This window comes from Mycobacterium sp. (genome assembly GCF_049683355.1).
Classification (GTDB): Bacteria; Actinomycetota; Actinomycetes; order Mycobacteriales; family Mycobacteriaceae; genus Mycobacterium.
Window position 1 is genome coordinate 1 of sequence record NZ_JBAUJB010000045.1, and the last position, 26,521, is coordinate 26,521.

Below are 26,521 nucleotides of genomic sequence, written 5' to 3' on the forward strand. Positions count from 1 at the left end.
GGCGCACGGTTTTGCGGTCCAGGCCGCAATGCGCGGCGATCCTGCGGTACCCCGGTGCCGGCAGCCCCGCCACCCCCAACCACACTCTGAGCACTTCCCTGATCTCATTCACACTGACCTCCCTAAAGCCATGCCCGCACCTCCGTTGACGTGAACTGTCACGACGATCGCACGGGCAAACGAAGAGACCACCGACGCAACGCGCCGGTGGTCCCATAACTGGCAATCCAGGTGGTCCCATCACCCTGGCAAAATCAGGTCAAACTGGTCCCAAGCTCATGGCAAACGACAGTGCGCGATCGGGCGTCCGGTATCGACGACCAGACGCACGGCCTGCTCGCGATACTCCGGTGTGTACTTCTTGCGGTTTCCCGACACGGGAACATCCTCCCCGCAGGACCAGCAGTCCCGCGATCAGATGTCCACCTCCAGGGGTCAACCCCACTTGTTCCACCTTGCCCGGACGTTTAGCCCTGGAGCGACCAGACAGCTGACCATCCAACTCGCACCTCGTAACGCGCACCTTTACCAGTTAAAGCCTTAATTTAGCCCTGTCATCGGGCCAAATCACAGCCTATACTGGCAGGATGCAGATCCTGCCGATCTCGAAGCTCAAGGACAAACTCAACGAGTTCGTCGATGCCGTCACGCTGACGAGAGACCAGGTGACGATCACCAAGAACGGTTCACCGGCCGCGGTGCTGATCGGTTTCGAAGAGTGGGAATCGTTGCAAGAAACCCTGTACTGGCTGTCGCAACCCGGCATCAGGGACGCGATCGCCGAGGCGGATGCCGACATCGCCGCAGGTCGAACGTACGGCGAAGGCGAGATCCGCTCTGAGTTCGGCGTTCCGCGACAGCACAACCCGTGACAGATCCCGAAGGGCCATCCGCGGCCTTCGAGGTTCGTTTCACCGCCGCAGCGCGACGCAGTCTCAACACGATTCCGCCTCGCGTGCTGTCGGCCGTCGTCGAGTTCACCTTCGGCGATCTAGCCCGTGAGCCACGCCGGGTCGGCAAGCCCCTACGAGATGACCTGGCCGGTCTCTTCAGTGCCCGTCGCGGGCCCTACCGCGTGCTCTATCGAATCGACGACGCTGCTCGCATCGTCTTCATCGTCCGAGTGGACCACCGCGCTGACGTCTACCGGCCATAACCGCTGTCGACCGGATGGCGACCCGTCGGCTGTGGCACTCCTTGCAACTCGCACCTGTCGAGCACGCACCGCTACCAGTTGCGAGTTGTGTTGTGGCCCTGTGTAATTGAATGCGAGTCACCATGTGCGCCGGCGCCCGAGTGAATGGGTAGGGGGTGGCAAACTTGCAATCGCGAACCCGCGTTGTCATGCGTGTTTCCAACGTCCTGTAGGGCCGGTCTAGCCGGTTGGTTTGAGCGCCAGCAGAGGAATCCCTCGGTCTCCAGAGGATGCTTCGTACTGGTTGTAGCCAGGGTTCCATTGCTTGGCCAGCGCCCACAGGCGGTCACGTTCAGCGCCGGTAACTTCCTCACCGACGAATCGCCCTTCGAACCCACCCCCGCACAGTGTCACAGTGGGATTTGCCATGACGTTGTGATACCACGCTGGATGCCGGGTCCCGCCGTAGTTCGACGCGACCAGAATCACGCGGTCACCGTCGGTGAAGTAGATCAGAGGCGTGGCTCGCTCGATTCCCGACTTGGCACCCGTATGGGACAGCAGAACGCTGCGCGGCCAAGTGCCTAGGGAACTCAGCCGACCGCGCGTGATTCGCATCAGCGTGGGATCTACTCGCGGCGAGATGTGTCGTAGAAACCACTGCCCGCCCGGCGACGCGGCGACCTTTCCAATGACGCTCTTGACGACGCCGGCGCTGTCGCTGGTTGGATCGACAGGCGGGATCGGCATGGTGGAATCGTAACGGTGCCGAACCGAACAGCAAACAGAATCCGGGTAACAGTTCCAGCCGTAGCTTTGAGTGGGTCCAATCGCCGATGCTCCTGCTGACGAGTACGGCGGATTCGAGTACGGCGGTTATCGGTATTTCGCTGAGCAGCCGGCGACAGACCCCAAACCACTACAGCTCCGCTACACAGAACTCGCACCCATTGAGCACGCACCGCTACCAGTCACCCGATGCGGGTTGCATCAACTGCAAGCGACGGCCCGCACCTCTGAGCGTCCGACGCGATGTCGCTTGCGGTTGATCGCCAACTCTTTGCCCGGTTCGATCGCCAGTGTGCAACCAAAGCTATCCACGCTTTTGCATTACAGGATGCCGCATCTCGTAACGCTTCCGCGCCGGCGATACGACCAGCTTTCGTTCGGAAGCCCGCCATGCACCAGGTCGCGCTCGACGGTCGGCCGGACCTATCCCCGCCGCCGCACGGGCATTGACCGCACTATTTCGTCACTGTGACGAATTCGATAGCCGGGAGGCCTTGGCTGCAACACCCCTTCCCAAAGCTCTCCTTGCTCCGCTGTTGAAGCTCTCCTAGCAATTGTCGACGAACTTGGACACACTACGCGGGCTACTGGGTCGCACCATTGGCTGCCTACCAAGTTTGTGAACCGCGCCGCACATGTGACCGGCAGCTGGATCGACTAGCCCGGCGCGGCGATCTCCGAGAAGTCCTCGGCGACAGCCAGTGTCGCGCACTCGTCGAGGCGCTGCAGCCCCTCCTCCACCGCACCGAGTGCGACGAGCGCACTTCCCAGTATCGCCAAGCCGACGACTTCCACGCCGACGTCCGGAATTCGGCCCGCCAATTCGACCGCCTCGCGCGCCTTTGTCATCGCGGTTGCCGGGTCCGACTCACAGAGCAACGCGATGTCTGCCTCCAGCAGCAGGTTGTAACCCTGCTCGGGGCACGGCGCGAGATCTCCGGTGAGCGACCGCGCCCGTCTCAGCCACGCGGTAGCCACCGCGTCATCACCCAGGAAGTCCAGATGATCCGAGGCCAGCCACATCGCCATCCGCGCCGCACTGCACGCGTCCGCTCGCTGTTGATAGCAGCGATACGCCCGCTCGCGCGCGACGAACACCACGTCCTGATCGCCCTGCCACCATGCAGCGCGACTCAGGCCCTCCCACGCCTCAGCGGCATCCCCGCAAGCCACCGCCTGTTCAAACAGGCGCGTGCCTGCGCCCAGTTCGCCTGCTCGAGCGCCGCACGGCCCACCGTGACAGGGTCGGACCCGGTGAACGGCGTCGCGTTCATGGGCCGACCATACCCGCCACCGATCGACTCCCCCGACTTTCCAACCGGCCCAACCAATCATCACGCCCGAAGATTCTCGCTCCGCCTCGGCGTCAGGTCATGTTGCCTGTTGCGGCATCGTCGTCGCCGTCGACTTCGAGGTAGCCGGGGGCGGAACCCTCGGCGACCTGGTCGGCCAACTCAAGCCCGGCGCCCGCATACACGTTGAACGCGATGCCGACACCGTGATCCTTGGCCCACTGCACCTCGTCGTCGTATCGCGCGACCGCGGCGACCTTGCCGCTGAACCCCGACTCGCGCAGGCATTCCAACGCGGTGACGTTGGCGCCGTGACGCGGCATCGCCAGCACGGCGATGCGCACCGATCCCGAACGCCGGAGCTGATTCCAGAAGTACAGGTCGGTGGCGTCACCTTCGATGACCCGCAGGCCCTCGGCTGCCAGACGATCGATCCGGGGCCCGTCGTAGTCGACGCCGACGACCCGCAGCCCGTAGTGGTCGGTCAGCCGCTGGTACGCGGCGAACCCGACCCGGCCCATACCGATCACCACCACCTCGGCGTCGCTGGCGTCGCCGGGGCGTTCCTCAGGATGCAGCTGGTGTTCGTCCTGCGTGGGGAGCCGGGCGGCGATCTTCTCGACCATCAGGTGCCCGCGGCCGTTGACCAATGCCGACACCACAAAGCTCATGGCCACCGCGATCGACATCTCCACCAGCCAGGCTTCTGCCAGCATCCCGACCGAGACGCCGACCGACACCACGATCAACCCGAACTCGGAGTAGTTCATCAGGCTCAGCCCGGACAGCAGCGCGGTGCGGTACCGCAGCTTCAGTCGGGACAGCAGCAGCACGTACCAGGCCGCCTTGAACGGCAGCAGCAGCACCATCAGCGCAGCGACGCCTATGGTCGGCAGGTCCGGCAGCCCGGTCAACCCGATGGACACGAAGAACCCGACGAGAAGCAGTTCCTTGATGTGGAACAGCGATCGGGCGAGCTCGGAGGAAGCCGGATGAGAAGCCAGGAGCACGCCGATGATCAACGCGCCGAGGTCACCCTTCAAACCGAGCGCGGAGAACAAGGCATACCCGGGCACCAGGGCCATCACGATGCCGAACAGCGACTGCATCTCTCCGTGTCCCAGCCGGCTCCAGATCCGGCGCAGGACGCGGGTGAGCGGCCACAGACCCACCAGTGCCAGCGCCCACGGGCTGGGCAGCTGACCGCTGGTGGCGGTCAGGAACAGCACGGCGATGATGTCCTGCATCACCAGGATGCCGATCGCGACGCGACCGTAGAGCGCGTGCGATTCGCCCCGCTCCTCGAGGACCTTGACCACGAAGACCGTGCTCGAGAACGACAGCGCGAAGGCCAGCAGGGCGATCGTCTGCATGCTCTGGCCCGCCAGCATCGCCACTCCGGCCACGGCAGCCAGCCAGAGGGCGGCACCTCCGAGGACGATGCTGAGCGTCATGTGCACCGATGTGGTCAGCCAGACCTCGCGGCGCAGCAGGATCCGCACGTCCAGCTTGAGACCGATCGCGAACAGCAACAGCGTGACGCCAAGATCCGCCAACACGTCCAGTTGCGGCAGTTCTTCGACACCGACGGCGTTGATGACGAACCCCGCTGCCAGGAACCCGACCAGCGGCGGCAGACGTGCCACCAGGGCGAGACCGCCGAGACCGAACGTGATGACGAGATAGATGGCGACAGCTGTCATCCGCGGTCTCCTTGCTCATTGGTTACGGCACTTGACGATTGGCCTTGAGGCCGGCTCGCCCAGCCGACGTCACGGTCCAAGCATCCAATCGTGTTCAATGATCTGCATGTCGAGTCGGCAGCCACGCTGGTCACCGCCCACCCCACGTCTGGACCGTACGCGGTGACCGAGGCCGACGCACAACTGCGCGAAGCGGTCAGCCGGGCAGTGGATCGTGCCATCGACGACGGTGAGGTGGCCCCACTGACCGAGCTGGTCAAGACGCTGTCATCAGCCGATGTGGTGAACCTGATCGAGCGATCCGACAGCGAGCACCAGGCTGTGCTGTACCGGATGCTGCCCAAGGGCCAGGCCCTCGAGGTGTTCGAGAGGTTGGATGCGAGCCTGCAGCGCGATCTGGTCGGGGCTTTGCAGGACGACACCGTCGCGGCGCTGTTCGCCGAGTTGGACCCCGACGACCGGGTGGAGCTGCTCGACGAGCTTCCGGCCACCGTCGCGCGCCGACTCCTCAAAGGACTACCGCCGGAGGAACGGGAGAAGACAGCCGGCATCCTCGGCTACCCGCTGAAGTCCATCGGCCGCCGGATGAGTCCGGAGTTCGTAGCACTGCGACCCGAACTGACCACCGCCGAGGCACTGGTACGGGTGACACGCCACCTCGACGACGCCGAGACCGTCTACACGCTTCCGGTCGCCGACGAGCACCGAAAGCTCATCGGCACTGCCGGCCTGCGGGACCTGTTGAACGCCCCGCCCGGCACGACCGTCGCCGAGGTGATGCACCAGGCGCACTGGGTGCGTGCCTCCGACAAAGCCGAAGCTGCCGCGCGACGCTGCGCCGACCTCAAGGTGTTGGCGCTGCCTGTGGTGGACAACGAGAACCGCCTCGTCGGAATCCTGACCGTCGACGATGCGCTGCAGATCCTTGAGGACGCCGAGTCGGAGGATCAGGCCCGAATCAGCGGCGTGGAACCTCTGCGGCGTCCATACCTGACCGCGCCGGTCGGCAGCCTGGTCCGGTCGCGGATGGTGTGGCTGCTGGTTCTGGCCATCGGCGCCACGTTGACCGTCCAGGTCCTGGAAGTCTTCGAGGACACCCTGTCCCAGGTGGTGGCGCTGGCCCTGTTCGTCCCGCTGTTGATCGGCACCGGCGGCAATACAGGCAATCAGGCCGCCACCACGGTGACCCGCGCGCTCGCTCTCGGCGACGTCGAGCCGTCCGATCTGTTCAAGGTGCTGTTTCGGGAGTTCCGGGTGGGCCTGTCACTCGGACTGCTCCTCGGGGCGGTCGCGTTCGCCGCCACCAGCGTCATCTATGACCGTCAGCTCGGCACCGTGATCGGGCTGACGCTGCTCAGTGTCTGCACGATGGCGGCCACGGTGGGCGGCGCGATGCCGCTGCTGGCGCGGACGATCCGCGCCGACCCCGCGGTGTTCTCCAATCCGTTCATCACGACGTTCGTCGACGCAACCGGCCTGCTGATCTACTTCCTCATCGCCAAGGCTGTGCTGGGCATCTGATATCCGCATGCGACCGGAAAATCGCGGCAACCGACCCACCGGACCGGCGGCGTGCGGCATGGTTGACGCCATGGCGAGCCAGAAGGTTCCGAGCCCACAGGCGGAGCGCTACCTCGCACTCGCCGATCCGATGATCCGGACCATGGATGCTCTACTGCCTCAATTGGAGGCCCTGGTCGCGACCGGAAACGACGTCTACACCGCCGTGTCGTCCGTTCCCGGCGTCTCCACGCTGGGACGGCTGGCTACCCGCGGATCGGATGCGGCCCAGAAGAGCCGACCCGCCAGAGGTCGTTCCAGCCCGAAGAAGTCCTAGGGCAGATCGTCGGCTCAGGCGGCCGAGCGGAGGGCGCGTTGGGTATCGGCCCTACCTGCCCCGCTGTGCAGCGCGATGAGCGAGCCTGACCGGACCACACCCAGCGGCCCGGTACCCGCGAAGCGCGCGATGCCGGATACCCGCATCGCAAAGCTTGCCTTGGCGTTTCGGTATCCGACGCGGATACCGGCGCCGAACATCACGACCAGACCGGCGAGCCCGGGAAGCGCGCCGGTGGCCAATGCCCACAGCGACAGTGGCACCAGCAGTGCGCCGAACGCGCGATCGATCAGCGACTGGTGCTCACCCATCCGCGCGGCGAGAGGCGACGGCACAGTGTCCGGTGAGGCCGCGACAGCGCTGAAGGCCGTCGACGTCAACGCTCCGGATCTCGACGGCTCGGTCGGGTCGCCGAACAGCAGCTCTGCGGTCATCGGCAGTGCCAGCGGCGTCGGCGCCATCGTGTCGGGAACCGCGGTGATTCCCTCGGCAAGGATCTCGAGACGACTCTCGGAGGGTCCTTCGATCACCCCGGGATTGGTGCCGATGGACTCGACACCGAGCAGCGCGGCGAGGTCAGCGGCGAGGTCGGAGGGCAACTGGCTGGCGGCGGTCGCGGACTCCGACACCGAAGCCATGACGGTCTCCAGCAGCGCGATGACGTCCGAGATCGGCGTCTCCGAGAAGGGCAGCGAGAAGACCACCGGGGGCACCGCGGCAGCGGCGCTGCCCAGAGACACCACGACCGTCGTCATCGTCGTGAACACGCGCATCAGCGGCCTGGGCGCGGCCACCGCCGCCGACTCCTGCTCTTCGGCCGGTCCGTACGGGGACGCCGAACCGGAACCGGTCGGTTCCGGTGAGCTGTCCGCTGTCGGCCCGGCAGAGTGCGCGCCACCGGAGACCTCGGTCTCGGGTTCCGCCGACCCGGCCGCCACGTCCGCCACATCGTCGGATGCGGGCACTGCCGGATCCGTGGTTGCCGCAGCGGTCCCGTCAGCCGGTTTGCCCTCGGCAGGCTCTGCCTCGGCCGCGACGACGTCCTCGATGACGGGCGCCGATTCCGCGCCCTCATCGGTGGCCGCCACAGCTTCGTCCTCGGCGGCCGTCACGGCATCGTCCTCGGAGTCTATGCCTCGGGTTTTGACGCGATCGGCACCCCGGGCAGACCCGAAGACGCGATCGCGGTGGGACTCGACAGCGCTCGTGGCGCTGCGCACGACATCGCGCAACGTGGTCTTGGCCGATTCACGACTGCCGGTGCCGGAGGACTCCGACGAGCTGGTTCGATCCTGTCCGCTACGGGTGGCGGTATCGCCGGTGTCCGCCGCAGCCACGGCGCCGCCCGCGCCCCCCACGAGGAGCGCGGTCGAGAGCACAAGCGCGCCGGTCGCGCCGCGTAAGCGCCGCATCAGTGAAACCTTCCCTCACACCGAACTGGATCCTGGTCGCCATCCTGGCTGCGTAGCAGAACCACAATTGTCGCATGCGCGCCCCATCAGCAGGAACAATCCGGAAACCCACCTGATTCTGGCGCGCACAGCAAAGGAATCCGTCAGCGCCCGGCTACGCCGTCGTTCTCGAGGCCCCGGCGTTCTCGAGGCCCCGTCCGGAGTCCTGCGGCTGGTCTGCGGAGGCGCTGCGCCGTCCGAGCAGATTGTCGAGTGCCCACGCTCCCCCGCCGGCAAGGGCCAGCAACAGGAACGCGAAGCAGTACAGCGCCGCCGATTCCCCACCATTCTGGATGGGCAGCAGCCCGTCGGGTTGGTGCCGCCAGAAGTATGCCACCGCCATCGTGCCGGAAGCGATGAATGCCGCTGCACGAGTGAACAATCCGGATATCAGTAACAATCCTGCGACCGCCTCGATGAGTCCCGCCCACCACGACGGCCACGCCCCGAACTGCGCCGTGCTGCCAGCTCCCGGCGGCCAGCCGAAGAGCTTCACCGTTCCATGCAGCGTGAACAACAACCTCGCCACTACCCGGAACACGAACAATCCGACAGATGCATAGTTGCCCGTTGTCGGGGCGCTCGCGATGCGTGCCATATCGCCACGCTATGGCAATCGGTCGCCGGACGGGGGGCTACGTCCGTGATGCCACGGCCGACCCGCAAACCGCTATCCGCCCCACTGGCAAGCACTCTGGGGGCAGCCACCGTCGACCAGCACAGTCCTCGGGTGCATGCAGCGTCGGCGTTGGGCTCCGCGTCCGGACAACAGCGATACCGTGTGACGACGTGCGGCGAACTCGACCGCCCAGGACCAGACATGAGGTGTGTGATGCATCCGTTCCGCAAGGCGGTCGAAACCCGCGACGAAGCCGCCATCGAAGCGTTGTTGGCCGATGATGTCGTGTTCACCAGCAGCCCGGTGGCCTTTAAGCCCTACCCGGGAAAACCCATGACAGCGGCGATCCTGCGCGCCGTGATGCGGGTGTTCGAGGACTTCCGCTATGTCCGCGCGATCACCCCGACAGCAATGGCCGCGACCACGCCCTGATGTTCGAGGCGACGGTGGCGGGCAAGCAGATCTCCGGGTGCGACTTCCTCCATGTCGACGACGCCGGACTGATCGACGACTTCATGGTGATGGTGCGCCCGCTGTCAGGGGCGACGGTGTTGGCCGAGGCGATGGGCGCCCAGTTCGAACGAATTCAGCGCGAGGCCCTCGAAGCCGACCAGCGCAGGCGCTGACGCCGGCGACCTCAGGACCGGATGAACTCCAGAAGGTCGCGGTTGATCACATCGGCATGAGTCGTCGGCATTCCGTGCGGAAACCCGTTGTAGGTCTTCAGGGTTCCGTTGGGCAGCAACTGCGCGGACAGCGGCCCGGAATCGTCGTACGGAACCACCTGGTCGTCGTCGCCGTGCATGACCAGCACCGGTAGCTGAATTCTCTTCAGATCCTCGGTGAAATCCGTCTGGGAGAACGCCACGACGCCGTCGTAGTGCGCCTTGGCGCCACCCATCACGCCCTGACGCCACCAGTTGGCGATATGCGCTTCGACGGGTTCGACGCCGTCGCGGTTGAAGCCGTAGAACGGGCCTTCGGGAACCGCGCGGTAGAAACCGGAGCGGTTGGTGGCCACCTGGGTCTGGAAGTCGTCGAACACCGCCTTGGGCAGCCCGCCCGGGTTGGCCTCGGTCTGCACCATCAGCGGGGGCACTGCGGCGATCAGCACGGCCTTGGCGGCGCGCCCCTCCCCGTGGCGGGCCAGGAATCGAACCACCTCCCCGCCTCCGGTGGAGTGTCCGACGTGCACCGCATCCCGCAACTCCAGGTGCCTGACCACAGTGGCGAGATCATCGGCGTAGTGATCCATGTCGTGGCCGTCGGCGACCTGGGTGGAACGGCCGTGACCGCGCCGGTCGTGGGCCACCACCCGGTAGCCCTTGTCGAGGAAGAACATCAGCTGGGCGTCCCAGTCGTCAGATGACAGCGGCCACCCGTGGCTGAAGACGATCGGCTGACCCGAACCCCAATCCTTGTAGAAGATCTCCACACCATCGTCGGTAATCACTGTCGGCATCGTGGCTCTTCTCGCTCCGGGGCAACCGCGGCTCACGGGATCGCTTCTCGGGCCGGATGTTACCCGCTCTGCGGGTGATCGCGCGCGCCGTAACCGACGATTCCGTGGCGCGCCAGCAGAGCGAGTCGCCGGGAGTATCCGTGCTCGGTCGCCCAGCTGATCTGGGTGTGCCACATCTGTTCCCGGGTCGGAATGGCCTCGCCGAGCCGCAGCTCCCACGGGCTGGGACCGGCGTCTGCCAGTCCGTGGCCGAACAGCAACTTCAGGTGCGAGTCGTCGGGGCGGAACATCCGGTTGTAGAGCGCTTGTTGGTCGACCGGGTGGGCGCCCCATTCGAGCAGCAGCGTGGCCAGTTCCGGCGCGTAGGGGTGGCGCGGCTGGCGGCGGGGCCCCAACTCGCCTTCCCCGAACGCTCCGGCGAGGGCGGTGAACGGCGTCGACATCCCACGCCACAGGTACCCGGCATTGGGATCGGCACCGGCCTGCAGCAACAGCGTTGCCGCAGCGAGGACTTGACTTCGGGTCCGGCCGAGTTCGACACGGGAGTAGCACAGGTACATCAGCGGCACCCAGCCGTACGGCCCGCCCGTGGTCGTCGCCAGGTCACGCTGGCCGGCCAGATGGGTGCTGAGCGCCAACGGATCCGCGGCTGCCGCGGCAGCCCACACATGCTGTGTGACGAGGTCCGGTTCAGCGGCGGCCATCTCGGCTGCGGCAGCCCGCCGTTGCGGTGCGTCGTCGTCGGTGTAGCCCAGCACCGAAAGCGCACAGAACCGGTCCGGCGCGGCAAGGGTGTCGGCGTCTACTCGGCTCGGGTCGACGGCGAGGTCGGCGACGATCCCCAGATAGTGGACGACGGACGCCCAATCGGAGAAGCCGTAGCTCCGTGCGACCGTCAACTCTGCGTCATCCAACGAGAACGGACCGGATCGATCCGCCAGTGCGAGGTCCGGACCCGGGTGGTGCCTGCGGACGAACCCTGTCCCGGCGACGTCTCCCTCGCTCACCTGCCGGTGCAGGGTGCGCACCTCCTCGCGCAAGGGGCCCAGCGAGGCATTGTCGGGCAGCGTGCTGGTCATAGCAGCCCCCTTCGTGACCGCAACGAGTGTACGTCTGCCGACATCCACCGGATCAACAGTGCTGGCGCGGTACGATCCCGGACGTGTGGGTGATGCGCATCGTCGGACCGGTCGGGCTCTGCCTGGTGACCATGGGGCTCTACGCGGTGCCGCAACCACCCGAGGCCTCGGCTGACGTGTGCGGGTCGGTCGGGGGTCGCCACGTCTCGGTGAACGCGTGCGGCAGCATCGCCGACGCCATCGCGCCGTGGGTCCCGCCGCCTTCCGAGTACGTCCCGCTGCCGCAGGACTACGACACCGCCGCGCCTCCTCCGCCGCCACCACCGCCACCTCCGGCGGATGTCACGGTGTGCGCAGACTTCGGGCGGCGCATCAGCGTGAGCGGTTGCGTGTAGCTACTCGTAGTTGATTCCGGAGCGGAATTCCCTGGTCGAGAAGTCGATCTGAGCGTCCGGGTGCGCGATCGCAGTCGTCGTTCCCGCACCGAACGCGCCCAGGCTGTCGAACAGCGTGGCGGTGCCGACAGCAATGCCCTCGTCGGCGTGATGCGAGTCAGCCTGGATGCCGATCCAGTCGTCGACAGGAAGACGCGAGAGCGCCACGGTCAGGTCACCGTTGATGTATCCGACGCCGGCGCTGCCGAGGTTGGTCACCAGGCTGGTCGCCTCTGCCACCATCGCCGCCCGGGTGAACGGTGAGTTGCTCTCCCCCGCAACAACACTGATGCCGTCGTTGTAGAAGCGCTTTCGTGAGTCGTTTTGGTGCTCGCTCGGCGAGCGGGTCCATCCGGCATCGTCGCTACCCACGGACGGCAGAACGGTGCCGTCGGTCGGCGGTGGCTCCGGAAAGCTGGTCGCCGACTTCCACAGATTTCCCGGCGGCGCAGTCGACGGCCGGTACTGCACCAACGTCGCCCTGGCCGTGACGCGCCCGTTCTGCACGACGTCACACTCCGCCGCCCGGACCCTACGGCCGTCGCGCACGACTGTGATGTCCAAGGTAGTGAGCACGTTCCGCGCCGCGCGGAACAGGTCCACCGTCAATCGAGCCGGTCGCAACTCCGTTGACCCACAAGCGATCTCGAGACCGCGGGCCGCCAACCCGACGATCGCCGGACCGTTGAGGTGATCGTCACCCCAGTGGCTCTGCGCGAATCGGGTGGGCATGAAACCGCCGTCGACCTGCGTGAAATGTGCCGGTTCTACCGTCACTCAGGTGTTCCTGCCGCCATTGACCCCGAGGATCTGGCCGGTGATGTAACCGGCTTCTTCCGAGACGAGGAATGCGCAGGCTGCCGCGATGTCCTCGGGGCGGCCCATCCGCCGCACCGGCGTGGCGTCGATGGTTGCCTGCACTCTCCAAGTAGACCGCGCGCCTGCGCACCGCGCAGCATCGGGGTGTCGATGAAGCCGGGCGGAACGGCGTTGACGGTGATGCCGGCCGGGCCGTACTCCAGCGCGAGAGACTTGCTCAGCCCGTTGACCGCGGACTTGGCGGCCACGTAATGCGTCATGTAGGGCGTCCCCGAGTGGGTGCTCGACGACGAGATGTTGACGATCCGGCCCCAGCCCGTGGCGATCATGTCGGGCAGTGCCGCCTGGATGCAGTGGAACACCCCGTTGAGGTTCACTTCCACCACGCGCTGCCATTCGGCGAAGGTGATGTCGGTGAACTTCTCGAACCCGTCCAGGCCCGCGGCGTTCACCAGGATCGACACCGGTTCGCCCGATTGCGCACGGATCGCGCTCAGCGCAGCATCCACCTGAACGCGGTCGGTCACGTCGGCGACATGAGCGTGCTCATCGTCGGACGGGCTGAGGTCGATGCTCGCGACGTGGTGTCCGTCGGCCCGCAACCGCTGCACCACCGCCCGCCCGATGCCCGAGCCGCCCCCGGTGACCACTGCAGTCTTTATCCCGATTTCCTCTCTGAGTAACCACTTCTCATGCTTGGCGCGGCCGCCGGATGCGCAGACCCAGCGTTCGTCGCGCTGCGTCGACGAGATAGGACTGCAATTCGTCGTCGTTCAGCTCGGCCGACAACGGACCCGCCGCGGCAGCCAGGCCCGCGAACACCATCGCCGCCTTGACCCTGCCCGCCGGCCCGGGATCGACATCGGAGAGAAGAGACAGCTGGCGTGCGATCAACCGCGTCCAGTCACTGTGCGCATCGAGTGCTTCCGCGACGCTGGGGTCGGCGGCGAGCACCCCCACCAGACCCCGGTTCCGCACCGCCAGCGCTGCGTATCCGGTCAACATCCGATCCGCTCTGGCGGACACCGAACGTTTGGCCTCCGCAGCGTCGATCACTTCCGCCAGTTCCTCCATCACAGGCTCGAGCACCGCGAGCAACAGCTGCTCACGGGTCCGGAAGTGGTGATAGATCGCTGCTTTGGTGAACCCGAGGTGGTCGGCGATCATCTGCAGGGAGGTGCCGGCGTAGCTGTGCCGGGTGAACAGGCCGACGGCGACGTGGATCAGCCGGGCACGGGTATCCGACGCCGGGTGTGCCTGCGCCGCGATGGTGCTCACGGCCCACTCCCGTCGATTTACTTTACGAACGTAAAGTACGCGACTAGCCGATCGTAAAGCAACCGGGCCAGTCCGAGGCCACCTCGCTGGTCCTCAGCGGTTGAGCTGCCATATCCGCGTCGACAGGACCGTCGTCGCAAACGCGCACCACACGGGATACGCGGTCAGCGCCGCACCGGCAGGGGTGTTCACCGCGGCCGCCCGGCGCGCCAGGTCCACACTGCTGGCGGTCAGCAGACCTGCACCCACCGCAGCCGCACCCAACCGCTTGCGATTGAAGAAGATCCAGCTCCAGCCGGCGTTGAGCACCAGATTGGCGGCCAACGCACGGGTGTACGCCCGCGCCTGCTCGGTTTCTCCGCGGTCGTTCAACGTGTCGATCGTCGAGGCGGACACGACGGCGATGTCGCTGTAGAGAATGTTCCACGCGATGGGAAAGGCCAGTCGGGGCGGCTGGAAATCGGGCTTCTTCAGCCGGTCATACCACGGCGACTGGACCGCAGGTGTGGTGGCCAGGGCTCCGAGGCCGGCTGCGGCGAATGCCGCCCCGGCGGTCTTTGCGAGGGTCGACACCTGGGCATTCCGCTGCCGGGCACACCCGGTCCGCTCAACGCCGTCACCGATGTCGCAGGTGTCGAGGTCGGGATGACGACCCTGATCGAAGGTGACGGCCCGCTGGTGGTCGGACAAGGGCCGGTGCGAACCGGGGTGACGGCCATCCTGCCGCGGGGGCGCGGCGGCGTCGGGGAACCCTGCGCCGCCGGCTGGTTCTCCCTCAACGGCAACGGTGAGATGACGGGCACCACATGGATCGACGAGGCGGGATCATTCAATCTTCCTGTCGTGCTGTCGAATACCCATGCTGTCGGGGCCGCTCACACCGGCGTGGTGCGCTGGGGGAACCGGGTCGTCCCACAGTTGGCGCGTCAGTGGCTGCTGCCGGTCTGTACCGAGACGTGGGACGGCTACCTCAATGACATCAACGGCGACCATGTCCGCCCCGAGCACGTCGAAGCTGCGCTCGACAGCGCGACCGCAGGGCCGGTGCCCGAGGGGTCGGCGGGCGGAGGCACCGGGATGAACTGCTACGACTTCAAAGGCGGCAACGGTACCGCGTCCCGACTGGTGCCCTACGGCGCCCGACCTTCACCGTCGCGGTGTTCGTACAGGCGAACTTCGGATCGCGCGCCGAGCTGACGGCCGCAGGTCACCACGTCGGACCGCGCCTGCTCGAGGACAACCCGCTCGACGGTGACTGGTTCGAGCGGGACCTCACCGGCGCACCGCCGGGGGCGGGCTCGGTCATCGTGATCGTCGCGACGGACGCACCGCTGCTTCCCGGCCAGTGCAAAGCGCTGGCACGACGGGTCCCGTTGGGGCTGGCGCGCACCGGCACCACCGGCAGTCACTTCTCCGGTGACATCTTTCTGGCCTTCTCGACCGCCGACGTCCCCGACCTGGCCAGTGCCTTCCCTCTCGGGCCGGTCGAACGGCGACGAGCTCGGCACCATTGCTTTCGTACCCTGGGGTCGGATGGACGACCTCTACACCGCGGTCGTGCAGAGCGTGGAGGAGGCGGTTCTCAACGCGCTGGTCGTCAACGCCGACATGATCGGGCGCGACGGGCACCGCTCTCCGCGGCTACCCCTCGACCGGTTGTCGGCACTGCTCGGTCAGACGTGATAATCGTCAGGAAACCAAGATGGACTAACGATCGGAGCGGACGTGCGCGAGACGGGCACCGGCACGTCCGGCCGCCTTGTCGACCCGCCGATCAAGGCGCCGCGCTTCCTGGTCGTCGGCCTGAGCGTGGTGGTGCTCACCGTGGCGGTGCTGCAGACCGCGGTGGTCCCGGTGCTCGGGGTGATCGCCGACCAGCTGGGCGCGTCGACGGTGGCGGTCAGCTGGGTGGTGACGGCCAACCTGCTGGCTGCCGCCGCAGCGACCCCGCTGATCGGGCGCCTGGCCGACCTGCACCGCAAGAAGCGGGTGCTGCTCATCGTGCTGGCTGTCGTGCTGGCCGGTTCCCTGTTGGCCGCCACCACCGCATCACTTCCGCTGCTGATCCTGGCCCGGGTGCTGCAGGCGGCATCGTTTGCGCTGTACCCGATCAGCATCGCGATCCTGCGCGAAGAGATCAGGCAGGACAGGATGGGATCGGCGATGGCGGTGCTGTCCGGCACGCTGGGATTCGGCGGGGGCACCGGCCTGGTGGTGGTGGGCCTACTGATGAGCGGCGACCCGGGGTACCACCGCGTCTTCTGGCTCACCACGGCGTTCACGGTGCTCGTCCTGGTCATCGTGGTGGTCGTGGTCCCGGACCGCCCACGCAGCACCACCGGCACGATCGACTGGCTGGGTGCGCTGGGCCTGGCAGCGGGACTGTCGGCGCTGCTGCTGGCGATCACCCAGGGAACCTCGTGGGGGTGGGCCTCGCCGCGGACGGTCCTCAGCGCGGTCGGTGGGGTCGTCGTACTCGTCGGGTGGTGGGTATGGGAGAAGCGCACCGCACGGCCACTGGTCTCGACCCGGATGCTGTCGCGGCGCACGATGCTGTTCACCAACCTAGCGACCATCTGCGTCGGCATGGGTCTGTACTTCGCATTCCTGGGCCTCACCCAGTTCGTGCAGATCCCACGGGATGTGGCGGGCTACGGATTCGGTGCCACGGTGCTCGAGGCGAGCGTGATCTATCTGCTTCCCGGCGCGGTCACCGGCTTCGTGGTCGCGTTGTTGAGCGGCCGCTTCATCGACCGGTTCGGCGCCCGGCCGGTTCTGGTGGTCGCTGCGATGGCGGGGATCACCGGCTTTCTGTTCATCGCGTTCGCGCACACGTCACCGTGGCAGGTGATCACCGCGAACATCCTGGCCAACGCCTACATCAGCCTGGGCTACGGGGCACTGCCCGCACTGGTGGTCGGCGAGGTCGCAGCCGGTGAGACCGGGGTTGCCACCAGCATGAACGCAATCGCCCGCACAGTCGGTAGCTCCACCGCGGCCGCCTTGGTCGCGGTCCTGCTGAGCCGGACGACCCTGGCGGGGACCCCGATGGAGAGCAGCTTCGTCGCCATCTTCGTCGCCGGAGCCATCACCGCCGCACTGGCGATGGTGCTGATCGCGTTGTCTCGACAGCGCTCACCCACCGTCGAATCGCCGGAGGCCCGCTACGAATCGCGCGCGATGAACCACGAGTGGGGGTGACGTCAGCGCAGCTCGGCCAGGTTGCACACCGACCGGCGCACGTCCCCCTTGATGACCCTGGCGACCACCCCGCGGACGGGCGTGTTCAGCAGTCCGCCGGACAGCTCGGCGATGACCCGGAATGTCGACCCGTCGACACCGCCGGGGTCGTCCCGGCCGCCCGGTTCGACCTGCATCGTCAGCGTGATGCAGACACCACCGCGGCCGTTGCCGAGCAGTTCGATCTCCTTGGGCTCGTCGTACCTGGTGACGCGCCAGTGGATGACGTTGCGGAATCCCTTGACCTTGATCAGCGACGAGACCTGGGTGTCGACGTCGATGACTGCGGGGACCTCGCTCTTCCAACCGCCGAAAATGGTCAACCATTCGTCGAAGCGCCGGAGATCCGAGGCGAGCTCCCACGCGCGTTCGGGAGTGAGTTCGGAAGAAACTGCCACGTCGACTGAAGCCATGCACTACTCATTACCCCACACGATGACCCAGTTAAACGGCTAGCCGACCGGGCCGCCGAATTCCGGCGCGTGGCGAGCCCGTCGGCTGCGACACTGAAGAGATCACGATCACTGTGCCGGCGGATCTCCGTTCCGGCGACAGCACCGTGCGCGGACGTCGCGGATTCTCATGCGATCGGCCCGACGCAGCGAGGGATTCCATTGTGTTTTTGTAAATTCGTTGCGGAATCGCTTGCGAAGGTCCGTCCGATCCGCGAAGGTTTATCGACAGCCCCTGCGGCTGCACCTGAGGAGGACCTGCGCTGACCGGCACACACACCACCGCTGTAGACCACACGGCGGGATCGGAGGCCACCCACGCCAAGGGCGGTCCCGTCATCGAGATCGACCACGTCACCAAACGCTTCGACGACTACGTCGCGGTTGCCGACGCGGACTTCTCGATCGCGTCCGGGGAGTTCTTCTCCATGCTCGGACCGTCGGGGTGCGGCAAGACCACGACGCTGCGGATGATCGCTGGCTTCGAGACGCCGACCGAGGGCGCCATCCGGCTCGAGGGCGCGGATGTGTCCCGAACCCCGCCGAACAAGCGCAACGTCAACACGGTGTTTCAGCACTACGCGCTCTTCCCGCACATGACCGTGTGGGACAACGTCGCCTATGGGCCGCGGAGTCGCAAGAAGTCCGCGAAATTGAACTCGGCAGAGGTCCGCAAGCGCGTCGACGAACTCCTCGAGATCGTGCGCCTGAGCGATTTCGCGGAGCGTAAGCCCGCCCAGCTCTCCGGCGGCCAGCAGCAGCGAGTCGCCCTGGCTCGTGCTCTGGTCAACTACCCCAGTGCGCTGCTGCTTGACGAACCGCTCGGCGCGCTGGACCTCAAGTTGCGCCACGCCATGCAGTTCGAGCTCAAGCGCATCCAGCGCGAAGTCGGGATCACGTTCGTCTACGTGACCCACGACCAAGAGGAAGCGCTCACGATGAGCGACCGGATCGCGGTGATGAACGCCGGCAACGTCGACCAGATCGGCACCCCGACCGAGATCTACGACCGGCCCTCCACGGTGTTCGTCGCGAGCTTCATCGGCCAGGCCAACCTCTGGTCGGGGCGCCAGACAGGGCGCGCCAACCGTGAGTTCGTGGAGGTCGAGGTCCTCGGCTCGACGCTGAAGGCCCGTCCGGGTGACACCACCATCGAGCCCGGCGGCCACGCCGCGTTGATGGTCCGCCCGGAGCGGGTGCGGGTGTCGATCGACGCGCCGACCGGCGATGTGGCCGGCGTCCGGGCCACGGTACGCGACCTGACCTTCCAGGGGCCGGTGGTGCGGCTGTTGCTGGCAGCACCGGACGACTCGGAGATCATCGCCCACGTCGGACCGGAACAGGATTTGCCGCTGCTGCGTCCGGGCGACGAGGTCTACGTGTGCTGGGCTCCGGACGCCTCACTGGTGCTGCCCGGCGCCGACATCCCGACCACCGAGGATCTCGAGGAGATGCTCGACGACTCCTGACGCTCCCCCCGCCGGCCGGTCCGGCGTGACCCCGTCCCCCATCGGAGCCGACGAAAGGCACAGTTGCCATGTCCCGTGATCTTCCCTTCCCTGCCGATCCCGCGCTGCTCGCGCGGCTGACCTCGAGCCGGACCTCTCGACGGCGTTTCATCGGCGGTGGGGCCGCGGCCGCGACCGCGCTGACCCTGGGCTCGTCGTTTCTGACCGCCTGCGGATCGGACAGCGGCACCTCCAGCGCCCCCACCGACGACGGTGGTCCCGCCAGCGGCACGCTGCGCATCTCGAACTGGCCGCTGTACATGGCAGACGGGTTCATCGCCGACTTCCAGACGGCGTCGGGGATCACCGTCGACTACAAGGAAGACTTCAACGACAACGAGCAGTGGTTCGCCAAGAACCGGGAGCCGTTGTCGCGAAAGCAGGACATCGGCGCGGACCTGGCGATCCCGACCACGTTCCTGGCGGTGCGACTGCACCAACTCGGCTGGCTCAACGACATCAGCGACGAAGGCGTGCCCAACAAGAAGAACATCCGCCCCGACCTGCTGGAGGCCAGCGTCGACCCGGGTCGTCAGTTCAGCGCGCCGTACATGTCCGGCCTCGTCGGGCTCGCCTACAACCGCGCCGCCACCGGCCGCGACATCTCGACGATCGACGACCTGTGGGATCCCGCGTTCCGGGGTCGGGTCAGCCTGTTCTCCGACGCGCAGGACGGCCTCGGGATGATCATGCTCTCGCAGGGGAACACCCCGGAGAACCCGACCACCGAGAGCGTGCAGCAGGCCATCGACCTGGTGCGCGAACAGAACGACCAGGGCCAGATCCGCAGGTTCACCGGCAACGACTACGCCGACGATCTGGCGGCCGGCAACATCGCTGTCGGACAGGCCTATTCGGGCGATGTGGTACAGCTGCAGGCCGACAACCCCGATCTGCAGTTCATCGTCCCCGAAACGGGCGCGACCACCTTCGTCGACACGATGGTCATCCCCTACACCACCCAGAACCAGAAGGCCGCCGAGGCGTGGATCAACTACGTCTATGACCGGGTCAACTACGCCAAACTGGTCTCCTACGTCCAGTACGTGCCGGTGCTCTCGGGCATGACCGAGGAACTGGAGAAGATCGATCCCGAGGCCGCCCGCAACCCGCTGATCAACCCCCCCGAGGACGTGCTGGCGAAGTCGAAGGGCTGGGCGGCGTTGACCGACGAGCAGACGCAGGAGTACAACACCGCGTACGCCGCCGTCACCGGCGGCTGACACATGGCCGGTGTCGCCACCAGCAGTCGGCAGCGGAGCAAGATCGCCCCGTATCTGATGGTCCTGCCGGCGCTCGCGTACCTCGGCATCTTCTTCGTGGTGCCGTTCGTCTCGCTGGCGCGCACATCGTTGTCGGAGACCGGCGGGTCGGTGTTCATGCCGACGCTGACGTTCGCCTGGGACATCGGCAACTTCGGTGACGCGTTCACCGAGTACCGCGAGCAGATCTTCCGGTCCTTCGGCTACGCGTTCGCGGCCACCCTGCTGTGCCTGGTGCTGGCGTTCCCGCTGGCATACGTCATCGCGTTCAAGGCGGGTCGCTTCAAGAACCTGATCCTCGGCCTTGTCATCCTGCCGTTCTTCGTGACGTTCCTGATCCGCACGCTCGCCTGGAAGACGATCCTGGCCGACGACGGCTGGCTCGTCACCGCGCTGGGCACCATCGGCCTGCTTCCTGACGAAGGGCGCCTGCTGTCCACGAGCTGGGCGGTCATCGGTGGGCTGACCTACAACTGGATCATCTTCATGATCCTGCCGTTGTACGTCAGCCTCGAGAAGATCGATCCACGGCTGCTCGAGGCGTCCAAGGACCTCTACTCGTCGACGCCACGGAGTTTCCGCAAGGTGATCCTGCCGCTGTCGATGCCGGGCGTGCTCGCCGGCAGCATGCTGGTGTTCATCCCGTCGGTGGGCGATTTCATCAACGCCGACTATCTCGGGAGTACCCAGACGACGATGATCGGCAATGTCATCCAGAAACAGTTCCTCGTCGTCAAGGACTACCCTGCCGCTGCAGCGCTCAGCCTCGGGTTGATGGTCACGATCCTCGTCGGGGTGCTGCTCTACGCCAGGGCGCTGGGCACGGAGGACCTGGTATGACGACTCAGGCAGGCGCCGCGGTCGCCACCGCCGCACAGCAGGAACCCCGCCCGAAGAGGCTGAAGTCACGGCGCAATTGGGGTGACGTGCTGCTGCGCATCGTTGCCGGGTTGGTGCTGTTGTATCTGTTCCTGCCGATCTTCGTGATCATCTTGTTCTCGTTCAACAAGCCCGTCGGCAGATTCAACTACAGCTGGGAAGGCTTCACGCTGGACAACTGGGCGGACCCGTTCAAGTACCCGCCCCTGACCGACGCACTGAAACTGAGCCTCAACGTCGCCGCGGTGTCCACCGCGGTGGCCCTGGTGCTGGGCACGCTGGTGGCGGTGGCGCTGGTGCGCCAGCGCTGGCGCGGACAGCGAGCGGTCGACACGTTCCTGATCCTGCCGCTGACGGCCCCCGAGGTGGTGATGGGTGCGGCGCTGCTGACCCTGTTCCTCGACCTCAGCTGGCCGGCCGGCTACACCACGATCCTGATCGCGCACATCGCCTTCGAGGTCAGTTTCATCGCGATGACGGTGCGTGCCCGGGTCCGCGGCTTCGACTGGACCCTGGAGGACGCCTCGCTGGATCTGGGCGCGGGTCCGGCGCGGACGTTCTTCAAGGTGACGCTGCCGCTGATCGTGCCCGGCATCGTCGCGGCGGCGATGCTGTCGTTCGCGTTGTCACTGGACGACTTCATCATCACCTATTTCGTCAGCGGGTCGACCGTCACCTACCCCCTCTACGTCAACGCGGCGGTCAAAGCGGCGGTGCCGCCGCAGATCAACGTGCTGGCCACCGCCATCCTGGTGGTCAGCCTGCTGCTGTTGGCGGTGGGCACGTTGTACCGACGCAAGAGGTTCGCCGGCTGACCCGTTCCGGCGGATTGGGGTCAGGACGCGCCCACGCGCGGTGCTAGCGAGCGGCGGTGCTGCGCCGTCCGGTGACACCGAGGTAGATCGCGATCAACACGATCGCGATGATGATGCCGACCAAGAACGGGATGATCTCGAAACCGCCGTTTTCGTTGGGGTACCCGAATTGATAGGTCACCCAGGAGCCCAGGAAGGACCCGAGGGCGCCGAGCGCCACGGTCATGATGACCCCGATGTTCTGCTTTCCGGGCATGATCAGTCGGGCGAGACCTCCCACAATCAGCCCGACGACGATGGCTCCGAGGATCGTCCAAAGCATCTCGTACTCCTCACGGGTCGTGCCAGCGGACTTTCCGCTGTCTGAGTCGCTCTACCCGTTATCGCCGGCCCCAATCCCCGGACCGCTCAGTCCTGGCGCGGGTCGGACACCGACGGCCAGTCCCGCGACACCGACGACGTCCACCGGGGCTCGCGCCGCTGCAGGAACGCAGCCACCCCCTCGAGCGAATCGGCGGTTCCCATCACCCACCGGTGCATCTCGGTCTCCAGCGCCGCCACCTCGCGGGGGCCGTAACCCTTTCATCGTGTCCCAGAGCAACCGCTTGGTCAGCGCCACCGACATCGGCGCGACGTTGACGGCGATGTCGCGGGCGATCGACATCGTGTGGTCGAGCACTTCGGCCGCGGGCAGCGTGCGGGTGGCGATGCCCATCGCGGCGGCTTCCGCTCCGTCGAAGGTCGGCCCGGTCAGCAGCAGGTCGGCGGCGACCGTACCGCCGACCAGATGTGGCAGCGTCCAGTGCGCCATACAATCCGGAACCACACCGCGACGCACCTGTGCGACAGCATATTTGGCGTCGGTCGCCATGATCCGGAGGTCGGCCTGAAGCGCGATCGTCAGCCCGATCCCGATGGCGTGGCCGTTGATGGCGGCAAGCACCGGTTTCCGCAGTTCGAACGCGGCGGGGTCGATGGGTGACGCCGTGAAACCGCCGACCGCGGATTCGGCGTGGAACGGGTTGGTCGCCGCGGCGAAGTCGGCGCCCGCGCAGAACGCATCCCCCGCGCCGGTCAGCACGATCGCGCGGACGTCGTCGGCAGCGTCGCACTGCCGGTAGGCCTGGCTGAGCTGGGCGCCCATCGCCGTGGTGTAGGCGTTGCGCCGCTCCGGCCTGTTCAGGGTCAACAGCGCCACGCCACCGGCGACGGCGACGGCGACGGTCAGGTCACTCATTACGCGAACCTAGCGCCTCAACCGCGGGCGGAGGAGCAGGTCGAAGCCGGACTGAAGGTGCCGGGTTTGCCGCACCATGACCGCGGGAACACAGCCGTCATGTTGATCCGACGTGTTGCTCGCCCCATGCTCTCAGCAGTGTTCATCTCGCGTGGCGTCGAGGCCCTTCGAAGCCCCAGGCCCGCAGCGGATGCAACCCGCCAGACTCTCGAGGAACTCAGTAAACTACCGGATCCGGTCGGCACGAACGTGCCGTCGGATGCCGAGACGGTGGCTCGGGTCAGCGCGGCGGTGCAGATCGGTGGAGGACTCCTCCTTGCGACGGGCAAACTGCCCCGGGTGGCATCGGCCGCCCTGGCGCTCAGCGTGGTTCCCGGTTCCCTTGGCGGACACGCGTTCTGGAACGAATCCGATCCCCAACGAAAAGCCGATGAGCGTCGAGCGTTCGTCACCGACGTCAGCCTGATCGGCGGACTCATCATCGCGGCTCTCGACACTGAGGGCAGGCCGTCGCTCGGATGGCGCGGACGCCGTGCGGCGCGCAAGATGTCCGACGCCGTGTCCTCAGCGCTTCCCGCCGGCCACGGATCCGGAAGCGCTCTGGCCGACAGTCAGCTCGCCGAGAAGGTCGGCCACGGCCTCCACATGGGTGCTGAGCGTGGCAGCAAACTGGCTCACGTGGCTCGCGAGCGCGGCGGCGAGCTGGCCAACGAATGGGCCGAGGTGGCCCGCGACCGCGGTGGCGAGCTGGCGGTGGCCGCGAGGACACGCGGCGGCGAGCTCGCAGAAGTGGCCCGCGACCGCGCACCCGAGTTGGCCGAGGTGGCCCGCGGCCGCAGCGGCGAGTGGGCCGAACTGGCACGTCACCGCGCTGAGGTGGCCCGCGAACGCGCCGCCGAGCTTGCCGAAACCGCCGAGGCCGAGGCGAAGAAGAAGAGCCGGAAGCGCTGACCGGCCGTCTGACTTCGGCGCATATCGCCTCCCCCGGAGTGGGCTGGTCGATACGGTGAGGACGCATCCCTGCATCCACACAGAGAGCGGACTCCCATGACCAGCGACTACCCGCCCCAACCAGGACAATTTCCCGGCTCCTATCCCCACGGCGGTGCACAGCAGCCCGGTGGACTCGGCCTGCGTTTCGCCGCTCGGGTGATCGACGGAGTGATGGTCGCGATCGTCGGCGGCATCGTCGTGTATGTGCTCGGAATGGCGTCCAACATCTGGGTCACCGGCCTGTTCACCGGGGCGTTGACGTTCGTCTACTACCTCGCGTTCGAGGTGACGCAAGGGTGGACGCCGGGCAAGAAACTGCTGGGTCTGCGAGTGCACGGACCAGGAGGGGCGACCAAGCCGACCGCCGCTCAGTCCGCGATCCGGAACTCGTGGACGTTGCTGCCGATCGTGCCCTTCATCGGTGGCCTGCTGGGTGTCGTGGCCATCGTCGTCATTGCGATCACCATCAACGGCAGTCCCACCAAGCAGGGCAAACACGACGAGTTTGCGGGCGGCACCCAGGTCGTCAAAGACTGAGGCGGCCCGACGCGGTTAAGTCATACCATTGCATCTGCATCACGAAAACGTCTGCCTTATCTCGTCCAGCAAACTGTATGACAAGATGTATGCGTGCAACCGGAACCTCACGGCGGGGCGCTGCACAACAGCCTGTTGACCGCGCTGGGCACGGCCATCGTGTCCGGCGAGTACCCGGCGGGCCAGGTGATCACGCTCGACGGTGTCAGTGCTGAGCACGGCATGTCACGCAGCGTCGCCCGCGAGGCGATCCGCGTGCTGGAATCGATGGGCATGGTCGAGTCCCGCCGCCGCGTCGGTATCACCATCCAGCCCGCGCACCGATGGAACGTCTTCGACCCGACGCTGATTCGTTGGCGATTGGAGTCCGGGGACCGCGCAGCTGTGCTGTTGTCGCTCTCCGAGCTTCGCAAGGGATTCGAGCCGGCCGCGGCGGTGCTGGCGGCTCGGCGGGCCGATCCGCACCAGTGCCGGATCATGGCAGCGGCGGTCTCGGACATGGTCGTCAACGGCCGCTCGGGGAACCTTGAGGCATATCTGCTGGCCGACAAGATCTTTCACCGGACCCTGCTCGAAGCCAGCGGCAACGAGATGTTCAGGGCGCTCAACGGCGTGGTCGCCGAGTTGCTCAGCGGTCGCACCCATCACGGGATGATGCCCACCACGCCCAACCCGAAGGCGATCGAACTACACGACGAGGTCGCGCGCGCCATCAGGTTGGGGAACGAGGCGGCGGCCGAACAGGCGATGCGCGCGATCATCGAAGAGGCCGCCGAGGCGTTCGCCGACGACGCCCCGGCGGTTCTTCAGCCCCGCTCCCAGTAGCTGTACTCGATCGTGCTCCCGGCCACGGCTGTGACGATCACTGTGAAATCCGCACGGGCCGGACCTGCGACCACTGCGCAGTCCACGCTGGTCCCGTGCCGGCCCTGGAGATCACCCGCGCACACCGCCGAATCGGGCCGCCTGGCGCGGTCAGCGGCCAGTTCGTCCAACAACAGCCCCTCGACCTCAGCCCTGCTCAACACCGGGATCAGGTCAAAATCCATCCTCAGGCCCGCGACACGACGCCGGTCACGGTGACCAGCGGCGCGAAGCTGTTGGTCGGGCTGATCACGACGTCACACCGCGCGGTCTGGCCCACTTCCCCGATCAGGTCGTCCCGGCACGTGACCGACTGCAGCCGCTCCCCCGCGCTGGCGAGGCGAGCGGCGATGTCGGACTGCAAATCCGTGCCGGCCACCCTGGGAACGACCTCGGGGGCGGAGAAGGCGCACGCGACGATGACACCACACGTTGCTGCCACCGCAGCTGTCGCGCCGATCACCTTCCTCATGTGCTGTCCTGTCACCACTGGGAAGTTTGCAGGGGACCCTAGCAGACCGCTTCGCACCCACATGATTGACTGCGAGTGTGGACAGAAAACCGCTCCTCGCGCGCCGGCTGTTCGACCGCATCGAACCGGTGCACGCCGTGACTTACTTTGCCCCAGAAGCCAGATCGGCCCTTGACGAACTGGGCTATCGGGGTTTCTGGATGGGATACTTCGCAGCTCGCTCAGCCCCGTTCGGGCCGGTTCCCGCCACGGTCGTCACCGCCGCGTTCTACAACTTCACCCCGGAACGGGTCGCCAAGGCCCTGCCGGCTGCCTGGGACGTCGCGCCGCCCGCCGACGCGCTGCGCGCCCGCGAGCAGTCGGC

29 protein-coding genes and 5 pseudogenes are annotated in these 26,521 nt (G+C 66.7%); 18 read left to right on the forward strand and 16 right to left on the reverse strand.

The window, feature by feature from the left end; genetic code table 11:
- The first annotated feature begins 587 nt into the window (after nucleotides 1–587).
- Both WA944_RS02565 and WA944_RS02570 read left to right on the forward strand, forming a co-directional pair.
- On the forward strand, nucleotides 588–872 hold the full coding sequence (locus WA944_RS02565; RefSeq protein ID WP_526369282.1) for a type II toxin-antitoxin system Phd/YefM family antitoxin: 285 nt from the start codon (nucleotides 588–590) through the stop codon (nucleotides 870–872).
- Nucleotides 869–1,156 (forward strand): type II toxin-antitoxin system RelE family toxin, encoded by a 288-nt coding sequence (locus WA944_RS02570; protein WP_526369280.1) that lies wholly within the window; start codon nucleotides 869–871, stop codon nucleotides 1,154–1,156. Before WA944_RS02565 ends, WA944_RS02570 begins: the two co-directional genes overlap by 4 nt.
- A gap of 219 nt (nucleotides 1,157–1,375) precedes the next feature.
- On the opposite strand, the gene WA944_RS02575 is transcribed toward WA944_RS02570, so the two are convergent.
- From WA944_RS02575 to WA944_RS02585, 3 genes are all read right to left on the reverse strand, one after another.
- Nucleotides 1,376–1,885 carry a nitroreductase family deazaflavin-dependent oxidoreductase gene (locus WA944_RS02575; protein WP_526369278.1) on the reverse strand — a complete coding sequence of 170 codons (510 nt, stop codon included), beginning with the start codon at nucleotides 1,883–1,885 and terminating at the stop codon, nucleotides 1,376–1,378.
- 696 nt (nucleotides 1,886–2,581) lie between these two features.
- Complete coding sequence (locus WA944_RS02580) at nucleotides 2,582–3,097, reverse strand: hypothetical protein (protein ID WP_526369276.1); 516 nt, start codon at nucleotides 3,095–3,097, stop codon at nucleotides 2,582–2,584.
- A gap of 193 nt (nucleotides 3,098–3,290) precedes the next feature.
- The gene (locus tag WA944_RS02585) at nucleotides 3,291–4,919 is read right to left on the reverse strand and encodes a cation:proton antiporter domain-containing protein (protein ID WP_526369274.1); all 1,629 of its coding nucleotides are present in this window, start codon (nucleotides 4,917–4,919) and stop codon (nucleotides 3,291–3,293) included.
- Nucleotides 4,920–5,081: 162 nt separating this feature from the next.
- Here WA944_RS02585 and mgtE point away from each other — a divergent pair, with 162 nt between their 5' ends.
- Nucleotides 5,082–6,440, forward strand: coding sequence for a magnesium transporter (gene mgtE, locus WA944_RS02590; RefSeq protein WP_526369286.1), 1,359 nt, complete (start codon nucleotides 5,082–5,084; stop codon nucleotides 6,438–6,440).
- A gap of 70 nt (nucleotides 6,441–6,510) precedes the next feature.
- Nucleotides 6,511–6,756: a hypothetical protein gene (locus tag WA944_RS02595; protein ID WP_526369272.1), complete on the forward strand. Its 246-nt coding sequence runs from the start codon at nucleotides 6,511–6,513 to the stop codon at nucleotides 6,754–6,756.
- A gap of 14 nt (nucleotides 6,757–6,770) precedes the next feature.
- Here WA944_RS02595 and WA944_RS02600 read toward each other — a convergent pair whose 3' ends face one another.
- Both WA944_RS02600 and WA944_RS02605 read right to left on the reverse strand, forming a co-directional pair.
- On the reverse strand, nucleotides 6,771–8,168 hold the full coding sequence (locus WA944_RS02600; RefSeq protein ID WP_526369270.1) for a hypothetical protein: 1,398 nt from the start codon (nucleotides 8,166–8,168) through the stop codon (nucleotides 6,771–6,773).
- Between the two features lie 154 nt (nucleotides 8,169–8,322).
- Nucleotides 8,323–8,805: a DoxX family protein gene (locus WA944_RS02605; RefSeq protein ID WP_526611784.1), complete on the reverse strand. Its 483-nt coding sequence runs from the start codon at nucleotides 8,803–8,805 to the stop codon at nucleotides 8,323–8,325.
- Between the two features lie 234 nt (nucleotides 8,806–9,039).
- Between WA944_RS02605 and WA944_RS02610 the strand changes: the two are divergent.
- Nucleotides 9,040–9,452 (forward strand): annotated as a pseudogene (locus WA944_RS02610) (nuclear transport factor 2 family protein).
- Nucleotides 9,453–9,463: 11 nt separating this feature from the next.
- On the opposite strand, the gene WA944_RS02615 reads toward WA944_RS02610, so the two are convergent.
- Nucleotides 9,464–10,288, reverse strand: coding sequence for an alpha/beta fold hydrolase (locus tag WA944_RS02615; RefSeq protein WP_526369266.1), 825 nt, complete (start codon nucleotides 10,286–10,288; stop codon nucleotides 9,464–9,466).
- A 65-nt stretch (nucleotides 10,289–10,353) separates the two neighbouring features.
- Nucleotides 10,354–11,367: pseudogene (locus WA944_RS02620) on the reverse strand (ankyrin repeat domain-containing protein); the annotation flags it as partial.
- Between the two features lie 131 nt (nucleotides 11,368–11,498).
- Between WA944_RS02620 and WA944_RS02625 the strand changes: the two are divergent.
- Nucleotides 11,499–11,762 carry a hypothetical protein gene (locus WA944_RS02625; protein WP_526370418.1) on the forward strand — a complete coding sequence of 88 codons (264 nt, stop codon included), beginning with the start codon at nucleotides 11,499–11,501 and terminating at the stop codon, nucleotides 11,760–11,762.
- On the opposite strand, the gene WA944_RS02630 is transcribed toward WA944_RS02625, so the two are convergent.
- The 4 genes and pseudogenes from WA944_RS02630 to WA944_RS02645 all read right to left on the reverse strand — a co-directional run bounded on the left by WA944_RS02630 (nucleotide 11,763) and on the right by WA944_RS02645 (nucleotide 14,471).
- Complete coding sequence (locus WA944_RS02630) at nucleotides 11,763–12,533, reverse strand: acyl-CoA thioesterase domain-containing protein (RefSeq protein WP_526370416.1); 771 nt, start codon at nucleotides 12,531–12,533, stop codon at nucleotides 11,763–11,765.
- Nucleotides 12,534–12,578: 45 nt separating this feature from the next.
- Nucleotides 12,579–13,282: pseudogene (locus WA944_RS02635) on the reverse strand (SDR family NAD(P)-dependent oxidoreductase).
- A 28-nt stretch (nucleotides 13,283–13,310) separates the two neighbouring features.
- Entirely contained in the window at nucleotides 13,311–13,898 is a 588-nt protein-coding gene (locus WA944_RS02640; RefSeq protein ID WP_526370411.1) for a TetR/AcrR family transcriptional regulator, read from the reverse strand.
- A gap of 93 nt (nucleotides 13,899–13,991) precedes the next feature.
- Complete coding sequence (locus WA944_RS02645; RefSeq protein ID WP_526370409.1) at nucleotides 13,992–14,471, reverse strand: TspO/MBR family protein; 480 nt, start codon at nucleotides 14,469–14,471, stop codon at nucleotides 13,992–13,994.
- 12 nt (nucleotides 14,472–14,483) lie between these two features.
- Between WA944_RS02645 and WA944_RS02650 the strand changes: the two genes are divergently transcribed.
- From WA944_RS02650 to WA944_RS02665, 4 genes and pseudogenes are all read left to right on the forward strand, one after another.
- Nucleotides 14,484–15,095 carry a P1 family peptidase gene (locus WA944_RS02650; RefSeq protein ID WP_526646240.1) on the forward strand — a complete coding sequence of 204 codons (612 nt, stop codon included), beginning with the start codon at nucleotides 14,484–14,486 and terminating at the stop codon, nucleotides 15,093–15,095.
- Nucleotides 15,056–15,289: pseudogene (locus WA944_RS02655) on the forward strand (P1 family peptidase); the annotation flags it as partial. The gene WA944_RS02650 and the pseudogene WA944_RS02655, both read left to right, overlap by 40 nt.
- A 73-nt stretch (nucleotides 15,290–15,362) precedes the next feature.
- On the forward strand, nucleotides 15,363–15,581 hold the full coding sequence (locus WA944_RS02660) for a P1 family peptidase (protein WP_526646234.1): 219 nt from the start codon (nucleotides 15,363–15,365) through the stop codon (nucleotides 15,579–15,581).
- A gap of 42 nt (nucleotides 15,582–15,623) precedes the next feature.
- Nucleotides 15,624–17,099, forward strand: coding sequence for an MFS transporter (locus WA944_RS02665; protein WP_526370405.1), 1,476 nt, complete (start codon nucleotides 15,624–15,626; stop codon nucleotides 17,097–17,099).
- 2 nt (nucleotides 17,100–17,101) lie between these two features.
- Here the strand turns inward: WA944_RS02665 and WA944_RS02670 are convergent, their stop codons facing one another.
- Nucleotides 17,102–17,551, reverse strand: coding sequence for a type II toxin-antitoxin system Rv0910 family toxin (locus tag WA944_RS02670; RefSeq protein ID WP_526370404.1), 450 nt, complete (start codon nucleotides 17,549–17,551; stop codon nucleotides 17,102–17,104).
- Between the two features lie 467 nt (nucleotides 17,552–18,018).
- Here WA944_RS02670 and WA944_RS02675 point away from each other — a divergent pair, with 467 nt between their 5' ends.
- The 4 genes from WA944_RS02675 (at nucleotide 18,019) to WA944_RS02690 (ending at nucleotide 22,054) form a co-directional block, all read left to right on the forward strand.
- Nucleotides 18,019–19,059 (forward strand): ABC transporter ATP-binding protein, encoded by a 1,041-nt coding sequence (locus WA944_RS02675; RefSeq protein ID WP_526370402.1) that lies wholly within the window; start codon nucleotides 18,019–18,021, stop codon nucleotides 19,057–19,059.
- Nucleotides 19,060–19,127: 68 nt separating this feature from the next.
- Nucleotides 19,128–20,321, forward strand: coding sequence for a polyamine ABC transporter substrate-binding protein (locus WA944_RS02680; protein WP_526370400.1), 1,194 nt, complete (start codon nucleotides 19,128–19,130; stop codon nucleotides 20,319–20,321).
- A 3-nt stretch (nucleotides 20,322–20,324) separates the two neighbouring features.
- Nucleotides 20,325–21,200 carry an ABC transporter permease gene (locus WA944_RS02685; RefSeq protein WP_526370398.1) on the forward strand — a complete coding sequence of 292 codons (876 nt, stop codon included), beginning with the start codon at nucleotides 20,325–20,327 and terminating at the stop codon, nucleotides 21,198–21,200.
- The gene (locus WA944_RS02690; RefSeq protein ID WP_526370396.1) at nucleotides 21,197–22,054 is read left to right on the forward strand and encodes an ABC transporter permease; all 858 of its coding nucleotides are present in this window, start codon (nucleotides 21,197–21,199) and stop codon (nucleotides 22,052–22,054) included. The genes WA944_RS02685 and WA944_RS02690 overlap by 4 nt, the downstream gene beginning before the upstream one ends.
- A gap of 43 nt (nucleotides 22,055–22,097) precedes the next feature.
- Here the strand turns inward: WA944_RS02690 and WA944_RS02695 are convergent, their stop codons facing one another.
- Together WA944_RS02695 and WA944_RS02700 are read right to left on the reverse strand one after the other, a co-directional pair.
- Nucleotides 22,098–22,376, reverse strand: a complete 279-nt coding sequence (locus tag WA944_RS02695; RefSeq protein WP_526370394.1) for a GlsB/YeaQ/YmgE family stress response membrane protein — start codon at nucleotides 22,374–22,376, stop codon at nucleotides 22,098–22,100.
- Between the two features lie 86 nt (nucleotides 22,377–22,462).
- Nucleotides 22,463–23,291, reverse strand: a pseudogene (locus WA944_RS02700) (enoyl-CoA hydratase/isomerase family protein).
- 99 nt (nucleotides 23,292–23,390) lie between these two features.
- Here WA944_RS02700 and WA944_RS02705 point away from each other — a divergent pair.
- From WA944_RS02705 to WA944_RS02715, 3 genes are all read left to right on the forward strand, one after another.
- Nucleotides 23,391–24,242: a DoxX family protein gene (locus tag WA944_RS02705; RefSeq protein WP_526646236.1), complete on the forward strand. Its 852-nt coding sequence runs from the start codon at nucleotides 23,391–23,393 to the stop codon at nucleotides 24,240–24,242.
- A 96-nt stretch (nucleotides 24,243–24,338) separates the two neighbouring features.
- The gene (locus WA944_RS02710) at nucleotides 24,339–24,821 is read left to right on the forward strand and encodes an RDD family protein (protein ID WP_526370839.1); all 483 of its coding nucleotides are present in this window, start codon (nucleotides 24,339–24,341) and stop codon (nucleotides 24,819–24,821) included.
- Nucleotides 24,822–24,914: 93 nt separating this feature from the next.
- The gene (locus WA944_RS02715; RefSeq protein ID WP_526370837.1) at nucleotides 24,915–25,646 is read left to right on the forward strand and encodes a FadR/GntR family transcriptional regulator; all 732 of its coding nucleotides are present in this window, start codon (nucleotides 24,915–24,917) and stop codon (nucleotides 25,644–25,646) included.
- Here the strand turns inward: WA944_RS02715 and WA944_RS02720 are convergent.
- Together WA944_RS02720 and WA944_RS02725 are read right to left on the reverse strand one after the other, a co-directional pair.
- Nucleotides 25,628–25,870 (reverse strand): hypothetical protein, encoded by a 243-nt coding sequence (locus tag WA944_RS02720; protein WP_526370835.1) that lies wholly within the window; start codon nucleotides 25,868–25,870, stop codon nucleotides 25,628–25,630. The two genes, WA944_RS02715 and WA944_RS02720, sit on opposite strands and share 19 nt — an antisense overlap.
- Before the next feature lie 2 nt (nucleotides 25,871–25,872).
- Complete coding sequence (locus WA944_RS02725; RefSeq protein WP_526370833.1) at nucleotides 25,873–26,157, reverse strand: DUF4333 domain-containing protein; 285 nt, start codon at nucleotides 26,155–26,157, stop codon at nucleotides 25,873–25,875.
- Nucleotides 26,158–26,234: 77 nt separating this feature from the next.
- Here WA944_RS02725 and WA944_RS02730 point away from each other — a divergent pair.
- Nucleotides 26,235–26,521: SCO6745 family protein (locus tag WA944_RS02730; RefSeq protein ID WP_526646238.1), on the forward strand; the 287-nt coding region annotated here is incomplete at its 3' end.